At 66.2% G+C, this 14,777-nt stretch carries 11 protein-coding genes; 5 read left to right on the top strand and 6 right to left on the bottom strand.

The window, feature by feature from the left end; translation table 11 throughout:
• Positions 1-102: 102 nt before the first annotated feature.
• Complete coding sequence (gene pstS, locus UCD39_RS21740; protein ID WP_330497845.1) at positions 103-1,155, bottom strand: phosphate ABC transporter substrate-binding protein PstS; 1,053 nt, start codon at positions 1,153-1,155, stop codon at positions 103-105.
• Positions 1,156-1,853: 698 nt separating this feature from the next.
• Here pstS and UCD39_RS21735 point away from each other — a divergent pair.
• From UCD39_RS21735 to UCD39_RS21725, 3 genes are all read left to right on the top strand, one after another.
• Positions 1,854-3,467, top strand: a complete 1,614-nt coding sequence (locus UCD39_RS21735) for an OprO/OprP family phosphate-selective porin (protein WP_330497844.1) — start codon at positions 1,854-1,856, stop codon at positions 3,465-3,467.
• A 278-nt stretch (positions 3,468-3,745) separates the two neighbouring features.
• Positions 3,746-4,651: a DUF1003 domain-containing protein gene (locus tag UCD39_RS21730; protein ID WP_246130156.1), complete on the top strand. Its 906-nt coding sequence runs from the start codon at positions 3,746-3,748 to the stop codon at positions 4,649-4,651.
• Positions 4,652-4,818: 167 nt separating this feature from the next.
• Entirely contained in the window at positions 4,819-5,532 is a 714-nt protein-coding gene (locus UCD39_RS21725) for a LuxR C-terminal-related transcriptional regulator (protein WP_330497843.1), read from the top strand.
• Positions 5,533-5,665: 133 nt separating this feature from the next.
• Here the strand turns inward: UCD39_RS21725 and UCD39_RS21720 are convergent, their stop codons facing one another.
• Positions 5,666-6,976 carry a peptide MFS transporter gene (locus UCD39_RS21720; RefSeq protein ID WP_330497842.1) on the bottom strand — a complete coding sequence of 437 codons (1,311 nt, stop codon included), beginning with the start codon at positions 6,974-6,976 and terminating at the stop codon, positions 5,666-5,668.
• A 488-nt stretch (positions 6,977-7,464) separates the two neighbouring features.
• On the opposite strand from UCD39_RS21720, the gene UCD39_RS21715 reads away from it, so the two are divergent.
• Both UCD39_RS21715 and UCD39_RS21710 read left to right on the top strand, forming a co-directional pair.
• On the top strand, positions 7,465-9,051 hold the full coding sequence (locus UCD39_RS21715; protein WP_330497841.1) for a hypothetical protein: 1,587 nt from the start codon (positions 7,465-7,467) through the stop codon (positions 9,049-9,051).
• 46 nt (positions 9,052-9,097) lie between these two features.
• On the top strand, positions 9,098-9,853 hold the full coding sequence (locus UCD39_RS21710; protein ID WP_330497840.1) for a sulfite exporter TauE/SafE family protein: 756 nt from the start codon (positions 9,098-9,100) through the stop codon (positions 9,851-9,853).
• Between the two features lie 137 nt (positions 9,854-9,990).
• On the opposite strand, the gene kynB is transcribed toward UCD39_RS21710, so the two are convergent.
• From kynB to UCD39_RS21690, 4 genes are all read right to left on the bottom strand, one after another.
• Positions 9,991-10,653: an arylformamidase gene (gene kynB, locus UCD39_RS21705; RefSeq protein ID WP_330497839.1), complete on the bottom strand. Its 663-nt coding sequence runs from the start codon at positions 10,651-10,653 to the stop codon at positions 9,991-9,993.
• Between the two features lie 82 nt (positions 10,654-10,735).
• Positions 10,736-10,924, bottom strand: a complete 189-nt coding sequence (locus tag UCD39_RS21700) for a hypothetical protein (protein WP_330497838.1) — start codon at positions 10,922-10,924, stop codon at positions 10,736-10,738.
• A gap of 444 nt (positions 10,925-11,368) precedes the next feature.
• A complete protein-coding gene (locus tag UCD39_RS21695; RefSeq protein ID WP_330497837.1) occupies positions 11,369-12,769 on the bottom strand; it encodes a DNA recombination protein RmuC in 1,401 nt (466 codons plus the stop codon).
• A gap of 177 nt (positions 12,770-12,946) precedes the next feature.
• A complete protein-coding gene (locus UCD39_RS21690; protein ID WP_330497836.1) occupies positions 12,947-14,776 on the bottom strand; it encodes a DUF885 domain-containing protein in 1,830 nt (609 codons plus the stop codon).
• Position 14,777 lies beyond the last annotated feature (1 nt).

The raw sequence follows: 14,777 nt of genomic DNA, 5'->3' as shown, positions 1-14,777 counted from the left end.
AAGGAAGCCGACAGAGAGGGAGAGGAGCCGTTGGCGACCCCTCTCCCGACCTCCGTCCCCCGGGGCTGACCCCGAGGGCGCATCCTTCTTACCCGAGTCCTGTTACTTCGACCAGACCGGCTTGCCGTCGGCGGTCTTGATCGTGGACCAGGACTTCTCGACCTGGGCGATCACCGCGGCCGGCATCGGCACGTAGTCCAGCTGCTCAGCGGCGGCCTGGCCGTTGTTGTAGGCCCAGTCGAAGAACTTCAGGGCCTCGGCGACAGCGGCGCCGTCCTGCGGCTGGCTGTAGACCAGGATGAAGCTGGCACCGGTGATCGGCCAGCTGTCGGCGCCCGGCTGGTCGACCAGCACCAGGTAGAAGCCCGGGGCGTTGGCCCAGTCGGCACCGGCGGCGGCGGCCTGGAAGGCCTTGATTTCCGGGCTGACGATCTTGCCTTCCTTGTTCTTCAGCTTGGTGAAGGTCAAGGTGTTCTGCTTGGCGTAGGCGTACTCGACATAGCCGATGGCGCCGTCGGTCAGCTTCACCATGTTGGCAACGCCTTCGTTGCCCTTGGCGCCCAGGCCGGCGGCCCACTGCACCGAGGTGTTGGCGCCGACGCGCTCGGAGAATTCCTTGTCTTCCTTGGACAGGTAGGTGGTCCACAGGAAGTTCGTGCCCGACCCGTCCGAACGGTACACCGGGACGATGGAGGTCTTGGGCAGGTTCAGGCCGGGGTTCAGCGCCTTGATGGCCGGGTCATCCCAGGAGGCGATCTGGCCCAGGTAAATCTTGGCGATGGTCGGACCGTCCAGCTGGATCTGGCCGGGGGCGATGCCCTTCACGTTGATGACCGGAACGACGCCGCCCATGATCATCGGGAACTGCTGCAGGCCCGCTTCCTTCAGATCTTCAGCCTTCAGGGGCATGTCCGAGGCGCCGAAGGTGACCGTCTTCGCCTTGATCTGCTTGATGCCGCCGCCGGAACCGATGGACTGGTAGTTCAGCCCCACGCCGGTCTTGGCCTTATAGGCCTCGGCCCACTTGGCGTAGATGGGGTACGGGAAGGTGGCGCCAGCGCCGCTGATGTCGGCAGCCTGGGCGGCGCCCACCATCATCACCGCGGCCGCGGCGGCAACCATGCCCTTCAGCAGGTTCTTCGGTTGAAAGTTCACGGGATTCCCCCACGGGTTGGAACGTCTTAGTCGACCATCTCGGGGCCCCGGCGGCCCGCCCAGGGGGTATGCCCCCGCGACCGCTCCTGATCCCGTCTCGACGGGCGGACCCTAAATTCCGGGTCCTGAACCTTTGGTGACGAGTATGTTACGGTTTTGTGAAACTGTGGGCCTATTGTCGCAGCCCACACCCCCGTTCATGCCCCGTACCCCGCCGCCGGCGCGCAACACCGCCGGTGGCGGGCGGGCGGTGCGGACCTCCGACGATTCTCAAATACTTTTCAAGCGTGCCTGTGCCGGCCTCCCCGCCGGATCTTTCTGGCCCGGCGGCCGGGCATTATCAGCCGGCGCAAGCAGGCACCCCGGTGCGCCCTATTCACAACACTATAGATGCAATGGAGGGGGGCCGGCTCTTTTTTCACCGGCCTTAGGCGCCCGCGGCTCTACTACGGTAGTCCGAAATTTGTTGCCCCGCCTTACTTTAAGCCCGCTAAAACACCCGACTCGGAACTGTTGCATCCCGGCCACAGGCGGCCCCTTTAATAAATCTGTCAACCTTCAGCAGTCTCGCTGTCATGCTATATTGCTACCGAGCGCTTCGTGAGGGCCGCGGCCCAAACGCTCCAAACGCGTGACGTCGGCCCCGAAACCGGGATTGGGCGGCATGCCGTAGACCGGATGATGGGAGAATCTAGGAAATGAACCTCAAGACCGTGTTGCTCGCTGGCACGGTGCTGGGCGTGGCTTTCGCCGCCGCCGGCGCCTCCGCTGCAGAAACCAAGAAGTCGAACGCCGCCTCCGCCACGGCCGCCGCGGCCGCCACCCCGCTGGCCACCCAGGCGCAGATCGACGCGCTGAACAAGCAGATCCAGGCGCTGCAGGCGCAGCTGCAGGCGATTGCGACCCAGACCGACGCCGCCAACAAGGCCGCCGCCGAGTCCAAGGCCGCCGCCGAGAAGGCCGCGACCTCCGCCACCGCCGCCACGGCGAACCTGCCCAGCATCACCTTCCCGAACGGCATCCCGACGTTCTCGTCCGCTGACAAGGCCTTCACCTTCCAGCCCGTCGGCCGCATCCACCTGGACTACGGCTACAACTTCCAGGACGCGAAGAACCCGGATAACCGTCAGGTCAAGGACATCACCGACGGCTTCAACTTCCGTCGCGCCTACATCGGCTTCGCCGGCAAGGCCTTCAACGACTTCACCTACAACGTTACGGCCGACTTCCCGGGCCGCTTCAACCAGTCCGGCCGTCTGCAGACCGCCCAGCTGTCCTACACCGGCTACAAGGGCTGGATCATCGACGTCGGCGCCATGCAGCCGGCCTTCACCTTCGAAGACAGCATCAGCTCCAACGACATCGGCCTGGTCGAGCGTCCCGGCATCAACAACGTCGTGACCGGCCTGATCGCCAGCGAAGGCCGCCTGTCGGCCGGCGTGCGCACCTTCGGCGATAACTATTTCGCCGACGTCTACCTGACCGGCGCCAACGTCAACACCAGCCCGTTCGGCAGCACCACGGTCCTGACCAGCACGACGGGTTCGACCGCCTCTGTCACTTCCAGCGCCGTCACTGGCGTGGCCGATGACCAGAAAGCCGCGTTCGCCCGCGCCGCCTTCCGCCCGATCAACGATGAGCACACCATCGTCCATGTCGGCGCCGATGTCGGTTACATGTACGCCCCGCCGCAGACGAACGGCGTGAACGCCGCCGGTTCGCATGTGCTGGCCCTGTCCGAACGTCCGGAAAACCGCTACGGCGGCCTGGGCGCTATCCTGAACACCGGCAACATCAACGCCAACAGCGTCGCCATCTACGGCGGTGAAGCCGCGGTGCGTTACGACAGCTTCTGGGCGCAGGGCGAAGGCTACCAGATCGACGTGACGCGTCGTAAGGTCCTGTCCACGGCCACCAACGACCCGAGCTTCTTCGGCTACTACGCCGAGGCCGGCTGGGTGCTGACGGGGCAGAAGCGCAACTACGTCGCCAACCAGGGCGCCTTCAGCGCCCCGACGGTGGACAAGCCGCTGAACCCGGGCGCCGGCCAGTGGGGCACCTGGGAAGCCGTGGCGCGCTACAGCTTCCTGAACCTGAACTCCGACACCTGGGCCACCAACACCGCCAACCGCGTGCGCGGCGGCCAGCAGGAAGTCTGGACCCTGGGCTTGAACTGGTACATGACCAGCAACGTCCGCTTCATGCTGGACTACCAGTTCATCGACCTGAAGAAGTACTCGTCCGCCACCAACAACACCCAGGTGGGCGACAACTGGCAGTCCCTGGGCGGCCGCGTCCAGTTCACGTTCTAAGGCTGGCCGTCCTTCCCCATGGGTCACCAAGGGCAAGGAGCGCCTGTTCAAGGGAAACCCCGCCGGTCCGCCGGCGGGGTTTTTCTTTGGCTGCGGCCCCCTGCCCCCCCCCGTCCGTTCTCCAGGCGGGAAATATCATCCCACCCGACGGTCGCGGAAAATTGTCATAGTTCGGTTATAGAAACGCTTATCAGTATCGGTGGCCCCCGGCGTCAGGGGTTGAGCAGCCAAGAGCCAGGATCAAGAGGACAAGTGCGATGGAAGAGGGGCGCGGCGGCATGAACCCGCAAGACCAGGGCGCGGCGCAGCCGGCACGGGACGAAACCCAAGAAGCCGCCATGGCTGCCGAACTGGCGGCCGAGGCCGAGGAACTGGCCGACATCGATCTTGGCGATGAGGGCAGCGACGACGGCGGCATGGATGACGGCGGGGAAGGCGTGGAGGACGAGCCCGGCCTGGACGGAGCGCCCGCGTCCGATGGTACCGCCCCGGCCAGTGGAAAGCGGGTCGCCTGCGGGGTCACCGGCAAGCTGCGCCCCAAGCGGGACCTGATCAGCCTGGACACCCTGCGCCCCAGCCTGGCCGTGCGCATCCGCCGCGACCATCCCGGCCTGCCGGCCGATGCCTTGGTCAGCCGCGGCGTGGTCGCCCGCTATCGCTCGTTGTATGTGGAAGAACTGCTGCAGCAGGAAAAGGGCGAGTTGACGGAGCTGGACCGCCAGGTGGCGGAGAGCATCGCCACCCACGAGACCCTGGCGGAGAACATCGAGGAAGGCTACGCCGAGGAGCGCACCTTGGGGGAGCGCATGTCCGATCATCTGGCCAGCTTCGGCGGCAGTTGGACCTTCATCCTCACCTTCGGCGCCTTCCTGATCGCCTGGATGATCTTCAGCGGCTTCGAGGGAGAGAAGTCGTTCGACCCCTATCCTTTCATCCTGCTGAACCTGATTCTCTCCTGTTTGGCCGCCATCCAGGCGCCCATCATCATGATGAGCCAGAAGCGGCAGGAGGCGAAGGATCGCCTGCGGTCGGAAAACGACTACCGGGTGAATCTTAAAGCTGAATTGGAAATACGTCATTTACACGAAAAAATTGACTATCTCATCCAGCGGCAGTGGAAACGGCTCACGGAAATCCAGCAGCTACAACTGGAAATTATGCAGGAAAAGCGCTACCGCCGTTGACCCGGCACCCCTTCCGAAACCCGTCAAGTCCTTTCCTGGCTAGCTACTGCGGGGTGAATACGCGAAAGGGCTAAAGCGACAGGACACAAGTGAGGGTTGTTTTATAATGCGAAAGGGCCAATATTAAACACTCCGAGCTAGTTGCAACTGCGTCGGAGGTTTGGATCATGGCCGCCCATGATGTTCTGGTGATCGACCCCAGTACCCTGTTCCGTCAGGGCTTGAGACAATTGCTGCCCGAGGATTTCCGCGTCGTCGCGGAAGCGCGGGATGTGGAGGCCGTTCGCGCTGAGCTGGCCGCGCCCACACCAAATGATACACCGGGGGGCAAGCCGACCGCCCGCGATGCCGTTACCCGGGAAATCTCCCTGGTCCTGTTCGACGTGACGGACGCGGCGGAGTTCAGGACGTCCGTCAGTCAATTGCACGCCGCGTTCCCGGAGGCCCGTCTGGTTTACCTGACCAACGGCTTCGACGCGTCGCGCCTGCGCATGGCGCTGGAGGCCGGGATCGACGGCTACCTGACCAAGGACCGCTCCTCCAACGCCCTGATCCAATCGCTGCATTTGGTCATGCTGGGGGAGAAGGTGTTCCCGTCCGATCTGGCGCTTCTGCTGACCCAGCAGAGCCAGGCCGGCACGGTCGGCACCACCGGTCCGCACAAGGGCCTGTCAATGCGCGAAACCCAAATCCTGCGCGCCCTGGTCAAGGGCGAGAGCAACAAGGTGATCGCCAACGGCCTGCACATCACCGAGGCGACGGTGAAGGTCCACCTGAAGAGCCTGCTGCGTAAGATCAACTGCAACAACCGCACCCAGGCGGCCATCTGGGCCCTGAACAACGGGCTGACCGAGGCGACCCCGACGGCGGGCGCCGCCTGACCTTCCTCGGCTCTCCTGACCGGGACGAAAATCGGCAGGATCAAGAAAAAGGCCGCTGTCCCAGGCAGGGGACGGCGGCCTTTTCTTTTGCTGCCCGTCACACCGGGCCATCACATCGGGCCATGGGGCCGGTTCAGGCGACAGCCGGCACCCGCTGGCGTCGCAGGGCCACGCCGAAGAAGATCACCCCGGCCAGGATGAGCAACGCCACCTGTCCACCGAAATAGGCGACGGGGGTCAGCCGGTCATACAGCTGGACATAGAGCCCGCCCACCATGTCGCCGGCGAAGACCGTCAGGTAGAACACGGCGGTGATGGAGGATTTCAGCCGGGCCGGCGCCTCCATGTAGGCCCATTGCAGGCCGATCATGCTGATGCACAGCTCACCGAAGCCCAGCACGATGTTGGAAATCAGCATGAACCAGATGCTGACAGGATGATCCTTGGTCGCCAGCAGGCCGGCCAGCGCCATGATCGCGATGGAGGCGGCGGTGATGCCGAAGCCTACGAACACCTTGGTGCGCGCTGGCGTCAGGGTGCCGCGACGCCGGTCCACGCCGCCCCAAAAGGCGTTGAAGATGGGGGTGAGCAGAATGATCATCAGGGGGTTGACCGCCTGCAGCTGATCCGGGGTCAGCTCGAAACCGAAGGGCCAGAAATTCAAGTCGATATAGTCGCGGGCGAAGAACACCCAGGTGGTGGCCGTCTGGTCATAGGCCATCCAGAACACCAGGATCATGGGGAAGGCCAGGAGCATGCGCACCAGGCGGGTCCGTTCCTCCGGCGTCATGCTGGAGGCGGGCTGGCCGGTCTTGGCGCGGGCCGCGGCCCGATCGGCCGCGTTTTCCTGCGGGTAGAAGCGCTTGCCGGCGGCGAACACCACCAGGGCCACCGTCATCAGGGCCGCCGGCAGCATCAGCGCCACCTGGTACCCCGCCTTGTCGCGCACCCAGGGCAGCGCATAGGAGGTGACGAAGCCGCCGATGTTGATGGCCACGTAGAAATAGCTGAAGGCCTTGTCCATCAGGGCTTCCTTGCCCTGTTCCTGGTACATGCGGGCCATCAGCGGGCTGACGTTGGGTTTGATGGCGCCGGCGCCCATGGCCAGCAGGGCGAGGCTGGCGTAGAGCATCCAGGGGCTGCTGGCGAAGCCCAGGACCACCTGCCCGAAGATGTAGGGAAACGAGAAGATGATGATGGTGGGATAGCGGCCCAGCCAACGGTCGGCGATGACGCCGCCGATGAGCGGCAGGGCGTAGCAGGACGCCATGAAAATCTGGATGACGGTGGCCGCGTCGCTGTCGGAGAAGCCCAGCTGCGAGGTGATGTAGAGCGCCAGCAGCGTCCGCATGCCGTAGTAGCAGGCGCGTTCGGCCAACTCACCCCAGAAGACGAACCAGAAACCCACCGGATGCCGAACGCGTGCCGTGACCTGTGCCTGCATGCCCAAATCCTTGGAAAGTATGGTGCCCGTTGCGCGGCCCCGCCCGGACGGACGCGCCCCGCCGCCCCTGCCGGGTACGGCGAGCCTGTCCATTCACGCCCGCGCCGCCCTGCCGCCGTCGGCCCCCAAGCCGCGGCGGATGTGCCCACCTGTTGTCCATCGCGCGGGCCGCCCGTTCCTGGGACGCGCCCGCTGTTTCTCTGGCCTGCTTCGTTAGGGGAATCGGCATCGCGACACAAGCCGAATCACAAAACGACAGCGCGTCAAAAAATTTAGTCGAAAATGCCGCAGGCCCACGGGCCAGCGGCGAACCGCCTGGCCATCATTGCCGCAGCAACCGCGATCATCGGCACCCCGCTTCCAGAAGCTGCGCGCGTGAGGCAAAGTGTAGCGCCAGCATAAACGGGGGATCCCGTATTCCCCTTTCGCTGGTTGTCCCCCTTTTGATTGTCTTGTGCGCTGCGGGAGCGGCCTGTTAATTGGCGAGGATGATGGTTGCCCTGGATGCCAGCGCGCGTAGCGACGCCCGCCCCCGTAGCATGGACCTGCCCGTGGCGACGGTGCTGGGCCTGGTCGCCTTGGCGGTGGTCCTGGCCCCGCTGTTCTTCGTGCTGGTGCCGCCGCTGACGGACTACGCCAATCACCTGGCGCGCATGGACATCATCGCGCGGCTGGGGCAGGAACCGCTGCTGCAACGGTTCTACGCCATTGACTGGCAGGTCATCCCCAACCTGGCCATGGACCTGGTGGTGCCGCCCTTCGTGCGTCTGGTGGGCGTGTTCGTGGCCGGCAAGCTGTTCATCGCCGCGATCATCATCAGCATCGTCAGCGGCACCTGGGCCCTGCATCGCGCCCTGCACCGTACGGAGCACGGGCCCGGCGGCGCCAACGCCCTGTTGGCCATGGCGTTCATGTACAACGGCATCTTCCTGCTGGGCTTCACCAATTTCCTGTTCGGCATCGGGCTGGCGCTGTGGGGCACGGCCATCCGCCTGTCGCTGCGCAACCGGTCCCACCTGCAGCGCCTGCTGGCTTCCACGGCCACGGTGCTGGTGCTGTTCGTCTGCCATCTGTTCGCCGTCGGCCTCTATGGCATGGCCATCTTCTGCCTGGAGGCGCCCGGCCTGCTGCGCCGTCCCTGGCGCCAGGCCCTGCGCCACCTGGGCCTGATGGCCCTGCCCTTCCTGCTGGTCTTCCCCCTGCTGGCCGCCAGCCCCACCCTGGGGCTGGCCGACCAGGTGGTGTGGAGTTGGGTGGGCAAGGGCGAGGGCCTGCGCTTCCTGGTCAGCACCTTCCATGAAAATTGGGAGGTGCCGCTGGGCTGGGTGGCCCTGGCCGTGGTTGTCGTCCTACTGGCGACCCGGCGCATGCACCTGCACGCCGCCGGGTGGATGCTGCTGGCCACCGGCGCCGTCACCTACATCGCCATGCCCACCATCCTGTTCGGCTCCGCCTATGCCGACGAGCGGCTGCCGGTGGCGCTGCTGTTCCTGTGCCTGGGCTTCGTGCGCTTCGAGTTCCGGGGGCGCCTGGGCCGCATGACGGCGCTGGCCGCCATCCTGGCCATCATCGTGGCGCGCAGCGTGGTCATCGTCGGCGACTGGATGCCCCTGAGCCAGGTCTACAAGGACATGCGCGCCTCCATGGCCGCGGTGGAGCCAGGGTCGACCATCCTGGTGGCGGAGGCGACGGTGCCCTCCGGCGACGTCAACTTCAACGCCGCCTTCAGCCATGCCCCCTGCCTCGCCATCATCGACCGGCAGAGCCTGGTCAGCACCGCCTTTAGCGTGGCCGGCAAGCAAATCCTGACCGTGAAGCCCGCCTATACCGAGCGGGTGGACCGTGAGGATGGCGACCCGCCCAGCACGGGCGAGATGATGAAGGCCGTGGCCAGCCCCTTCCCCGCCGGCACGTACTTCTGGCAGGACTGGCAGCGGGACTATGACTACGTCATGGTGCTGAACACCGAGGCCGGACATCGGGAGTTGACGGGCTTGGCCGATCTGGTCCATGAGGGCAAGGGCTTCCAACTCTATCGCGTGCTGCACGACGTGCCCCCGGCCTCCGCACCCTAAGGCGGAGCCGTCGGGAACGACGCCGCCCCTCCTGCCGGAATTTGCCATGGACCCGTGGACCTGGGCCTTGCTGATCGGTGCCGCCTTCGTGGCCGGCATCCTGAACGCGGTCGCCGGAGGCGGCAGCTTCCTGGGTTTCCCCGCCCTGGTGTTCGCCGGCCTGCCCCCCGTGACCGCCAACGCCACCAACACCGTGGCGCTGTTTCCCGGATCGTTCGCCAGCGTCTACGCCTACCGGCGGGAGTTCCAACCCATCCAAGGTGTGGGCATGGTGCCCATGGTGGCGGTCAGCCTGGTGGGCAGCGTCGCCGGCGCCCTGCTGCTGCTGTGGACGCCCGAGTCGGTGTTCGTGGCGCTGGTGCCCTGGCTGTTGCTGATGGCCACCCTGGTCTTCACCTTCGGCCGGCGCCTGGCGGCGCTGCTGGAGGGCACCGTGCGCCTGACGCCGACAGCCCTGCTGTGCTGCCAATTCGTCATCGCCATCTATGGCGGCTATTACGGCGGCGGGGTGGGCATCCTGTCCATGGCGGCCATGACCCTGTTCGGCCTGCGCGACATGCATGCCATGAACGCCTGGAAAACCCTGCTGAGCGGCAGCCTGAACGCGATCGCCACCCTGACCTTCGCCCTCAGCGGCCGGGTGGTGTGGGCGCCCGCCCTGGCCATGATGGTGTCGGCCATCGCCGGCGGCTACCTGGGCGCGGACGTGGCGCGGCGGTTGCCTGGGGATTACGTCCGCCGCTTCGTCATCGCAACCGGCGCCGCCATGACGGTGTACTTCTTCGCCAAGGCCTATCTCTGATACCGAACTGTGTTGAGTGGACCTCATCGCGGTTCGGTATCGGCGGCGACTGCCGCCGCGCGCCTGAGGCGCGGCAGCCAAGTCGCCCGATGGCGACGCCGGCGCTTGAGGGCGGTGATCCTGGCCGCAGGTCAGGATCACCGCAGCCGGTTATAGGGCCATTCCCGCAGCACGGCGCGCACGGGCGAGGCGTCGGCGTTGCTGAGGGGCAGCGGCAGGGCGATCAGCTCATAAATCCCGTCCGGCACGGCATCGAGCACCAGCCCCTCCAGCACCGCCAGGCGATGGCGGTTCAGCATGGTATGGGCCGGCAGGTCCTTGCTGTCCTGCGGGTCCAGCGACGGCGCGTCCGTGCCCAGCAAAACCCCGCCCTGCCTGGCCAGCCAATCGATGAGCGCCGGGTCGATGGCGGTGTAGTCCGACCGCCACGCCTCATGGGGGAAGCGGTCGTAGCTGTGCAGCAACAGGCGCGGCATGCCGGGCAGCCACTGAGGCGCCACGTGATCCACCGTGGCGAAGGGCGCGCCGGGCGGCACGGTGATCACCTGTGCCGGCCCCAGATACGGGGTCAGGTCCAACGCCCCCGCCGTCAGGCCAGTGGCGTCATAATGCAGGGGTGCGTCGGCATGGGTGCCGCTGTGGGTGGACATGACCAGACGGCTGACGTTCACCGGACAGCCCGGCTGGATAGACCAGGTCCGCTCCTCACCAAAAGCCGTGTCACCCGGCCAGACGGGCAGGCCGGGGCGCAAAGGCTGGCTGATGTCCCAAAGGCGGGCCGGAGGGGGTGTGGCGGTCATGCGGGCGCTTCCCGAAGGGTGGAAGCTGCCAGTTTAATGCCGAGATCGACAGGGCGCGCAACTCTTCGCGGACGTACCGTGATCAGTGCCCGGCCTGACCGTCGGCCACCTGGGCGGAAGCCGGGGCGCCGGCGGTGTCCACCGTCGCGTCGGGCGGGGAACTCAAGACCACGGCCGTCAGAAAGGCGCATACCGCCGCCAGCACAGCCAGATCGAAACCCCGGCCCCGGTCATTCAGGCGGTGGGCCAAGCGGACAAGGGTGGTGGGCATGGGCGCGGTCCCGATCGGCGCCGGACGATGTTCCGGCTTGAGTGGTACGGCGTAAACACCCCAACCCTGCGCGCTAAAAAGCCGATGTCGAAAAAAGACGGCCGCGTCGCTTGAGGGTGCCCAGACTGAAATCCTCAAAACCGACGCGGCCGCCTGGCGGGGGGCTCTGGGAGAACAACCCCCTACTCGTCAACACCAAGATCACTCTGTCCCCAAGCGCCAGCAGGCCGCGGCGCCACCGTCAGCGGCCGCTTGGGGCAAGCGAGGTTTGATCCGGGTGGCATGATGGTGCGATCCCGTCCCTGCTTATCATTCCGGGTATGGCGCGCGAGCATCAGCGCAACCCCCGGTGGATAGGCAGAGATTCCCAGGATCAGACAACGCTGTCAACCCTGAATCCGCTGAACCTTTCGGGTAGTCCAGTGGCAGGGAGGACAGGTTTTGTCAGGTCAGGGACAGGGTCCCGGCGGTGTCCAGGGCCACCGCCCTGTCCTCCGCCCCATCCTCGCGCAGGTCGGCGGGAATGGCCTTGGACGTCTTGGCGCCCATGTCCTTCAGTTGTTCCACCTGGCGCACCAGGTTGCCGGTGCCGGTGCTGAGTTTGGTCATGGCGCCGCTGTAGCTTTTCTGCACCCGATCCAACTGGGTGCCCAGGCTGCGCATGTCCTCCAGGAAGCCGACGAACTTGTCGTACAGCTTGCCGGCACGGTCGGCGATGGCCTCGGCGTTGCGGTTGCGGCGCTCCACTTGCCAGACGTTGGCCACGGTGCGCAGGGCCACCATCAAGGTGGTGGGGGTGGCGATGGCCACGTTCATCTCGGCGGCATAGGCCGTCAGCGCCGGGTCCTCCTGCACCGCCACGGCCAGCGCGCCCTCGATGGGCACGAACATCAGGACGTAATCCAGGCCGCTGCCCACGGCGCCGGTGTAATCCTTGGACCCCAGGGTCTTGATGTGGCTGCGCAGGGAGACGACGTGGCGGGCCAGCGCCGCCATGCGTTCCACCTCATCGCCGGCGTTCACATGCGCCTCGAACGCCGTCAGCGACACCTTGGCATCGATCACCACCCGCTGCCCACCGGGCAGGTTCACCACCACGTCCGGGCGCAGGCGGCCGCCATCGGCGTCCGTCCGGCTTTCCTGGGTCACGTATTCCTCGCCCTCGCGCAGGCCGGAGCGTTCCAGGATGGTGGACAGAATCATCTCGCCCCAGGCCCCCTGGGTCTGGGCCTTGCCCTTCAGCGCCTGGGTCAGGTTGTGCGTCTCGCTGGTCATGCGGGCGCTGGTGTCGGTGAGCTGGCGGATTTGCTGCGCCAGCGCCGCCCGGTCCTTGGCGCTTTCCGTATGGGCCAGTTGCAGGCCCTGCTGGAACTCCACCATGCGGTCCCGCAAGGGCGCCAGCAGACCGTCCAGCTGGGTGCGGTTCTGCTTGGCGAAGGTCTCGCCATGGCGGGTCATGACCTCGTCGGCCAGGACCTTGAATTCCTTGGCCATGGTTTCCCGCGCCTGGGTCAGAAGGGCCAGCTTCTCATCCGCCTGCCGCAGCTCGCGCGCCAGCGCCTCCTTCGACGCGGCCAGCGCCTGGGACAGGCGGGCGCCCTCCTCGCGCAGGGTCGCCACGTCGCGCTCCAGCAAGGGGACGCGGGACGCCCGCTCCCCCTCCACCGCCAGGCGGCGGTCGACATCGGCCTTCGCCTCCCGCAGGGCGGCCAGGTCGGCCTCCAGCAGGGCCAGCCGCTCCGCCTGCTCCGCGCGGGCGCCAGCCCCCGCCAGCCGGGTGGCGACCAGGGCCACGACCAGCGCCGCGACGAAACCAAGGGCCAGGGAAACAAGGTCGAGCGGCATGGGACGGCGTCCTACTCAAGAGGATGGGGCCACCGTTTGATACACCCACATCCACTTGAGGGAAAGGCGTCATAAGAACAAAACGGGGACGGATGTCGCCACCCGCCCCCGCCCGTTCATGTTGCCTCAGTCGCCGAGGCCTGTAGCGGCGTGGTTCATCCCACGCCGCAGCTCACCTCACTGCGCCGGGTAGGGGCTCTTGCCGCCCTCGGCGATGAAGCGGTCGATGCGGGCCTCCAGCACCGGTAGGGGAACGCTGCCCAGTTTCAGCACCGTGTCGTGGAAGTTGCGCAGGTCGAACTTCTCGCCCAGCGCCTTTTCCGCCTTGGCGCGGGCCTTCAGGATGGCCATCTCGCCCAGATAGTAGGACAGGGCCTGACCCGGCCAGGCGATATAGCGGTCGACCTCGGTCTCGATCTCGTGATCGGCCAGGGCGGTGTTGTCGTGCAGGAAGCGCTGCGCCTGCTCGCGCGTCCAGCCCTTGGAATGGATGCCGGTGTCCACCACCAGGCGGGCGGCGCGCCACATCTGGTAACTCAGCATGCCGAAACGCTCATACGGCGTCTCGTACATGCCCATCTCGTCGCCCAGCTTCTCGCAGTACAGGGCCCAGCCTTCGCCGTAGGCGGAGATGTAGACCTTCTGCCGGAACTCCGGCTGGTCCTTCTGTTCCGCCGCGATGGGCATCTGGAAGGCGTGGCCGGGGGCGGATTCGTGCAGGGTCAGGGCCGGTAGGGCGTACAGGCCGCGCGACGGTAGGTCATAGGTGTTGACCAGGTAGACGCCCGGGCCGCCCCGGCCGGAGGTGTAGAAGGGCGCTATGTCCGCCGGGACGGGGATGATGGCGAAGCGCTGGCGGGGCAGATAGCCGAAATACTGATCGGCCTTGCCATCGAACTTCTTGGCGATCCAGGCCGCCCGCATGAGCAGCTCTTCCGGCGTCTTGGCGTAGAACTGCGGATCGGTGCGCAGGAACTTCAGGAAGGCGGGGAAGTCGCCCTGGAAGTTGGCCTGCTTCATCACGTCCAGCATCTGGGCGTGAATCTTGGCCACCTCTTCCAGGCCTATCTTGTGGATCTGGTCCGCCGTCAGGTCGACGGTGGCGAACTCCTTGATCTTGGACTGGTAATAGGCCTTGCCGTCCGGCAGGGATTCCGCCGCCAGTTCGGTGCGGGCGCCGGGGATGTACTCCTCGCGCATGAACTTCAGCAGCGCCTGGTGGGCGGGCACCACCGACTTGGTGATGGCGGCCACCGCCGCCGCGCGCAGTTCCGCCTGGGTCGCGGCCGGGATGGTGTCCGGCATCGTCTTGAAGGGGGTGTAATAGACGTTGTCTTCCGGCGTCTTGGCCTCGGCCACGTTCACGATGCCGCTGTCACGCCCCGCCAGGGTCACCTTGGGCGGGGTGAAACCACGCTTCAGGCCGGCGCGCATGTTCACGATCTGCTCGTTGAAATAGCGCGGCATATCGTTCATCTGGCCGATGAAGGCCTTGTACTCCGCCACCGTGTGCAGGGTGCGGCGGGCCCCGCCCGCCATATTGGACCAGAAGGAGCTGTCGGCGTTCAGCGGCTTCTCATAGTCCTTGAACTTCTGGCTGGCCAGCAGCGCCGCCACCTGGTCGCGGTAGATGCCATAGTTGACCTTGGCCTCGGGCGACAGGTCGGCCTGGGGGATGGCATCCAGCTCCTTTATGACGCCTTCCCAGACCTTCAGGCGCTTTTCCTGGGTGGCGGCGTCCACCTTGGGCAGTCGATTGGCGGCGGTGTCGCTGCTGTCCTCATCATCCTCGCCCTTGAACTCCTCCTGACGCCACTTCCATTCCTTGGTGTAGATGGCCTTGAACTGGGCGTCGGCCTTGCCGGCCGCAGCGGTCGCCGCGTGGGCCACGCCGATGACGGGGACGGTCGCGGTGACCTGGCCCCCCGTCATCTGGTCCAGGGTCAGGACACCGGCGCACAGGGCGGTGCCGACCAGCAGGCGGGCGGCCAAACGTCTTAAAGGCATG

This window comes from Nitrospirillum karajorum, assembly GCF_036348415.1.
GTDB lineage: Bacteria > Pseudomonadota > Alphaproteobacteria > Azospirillales > Azospirillaceae > Nitrospirillum > Nitrospirillum amazonense_B.
Note: the sequence above shows the minus strand (reverse complement) of the source record. Positions and strands in the feature narration are given on the sequence as shown.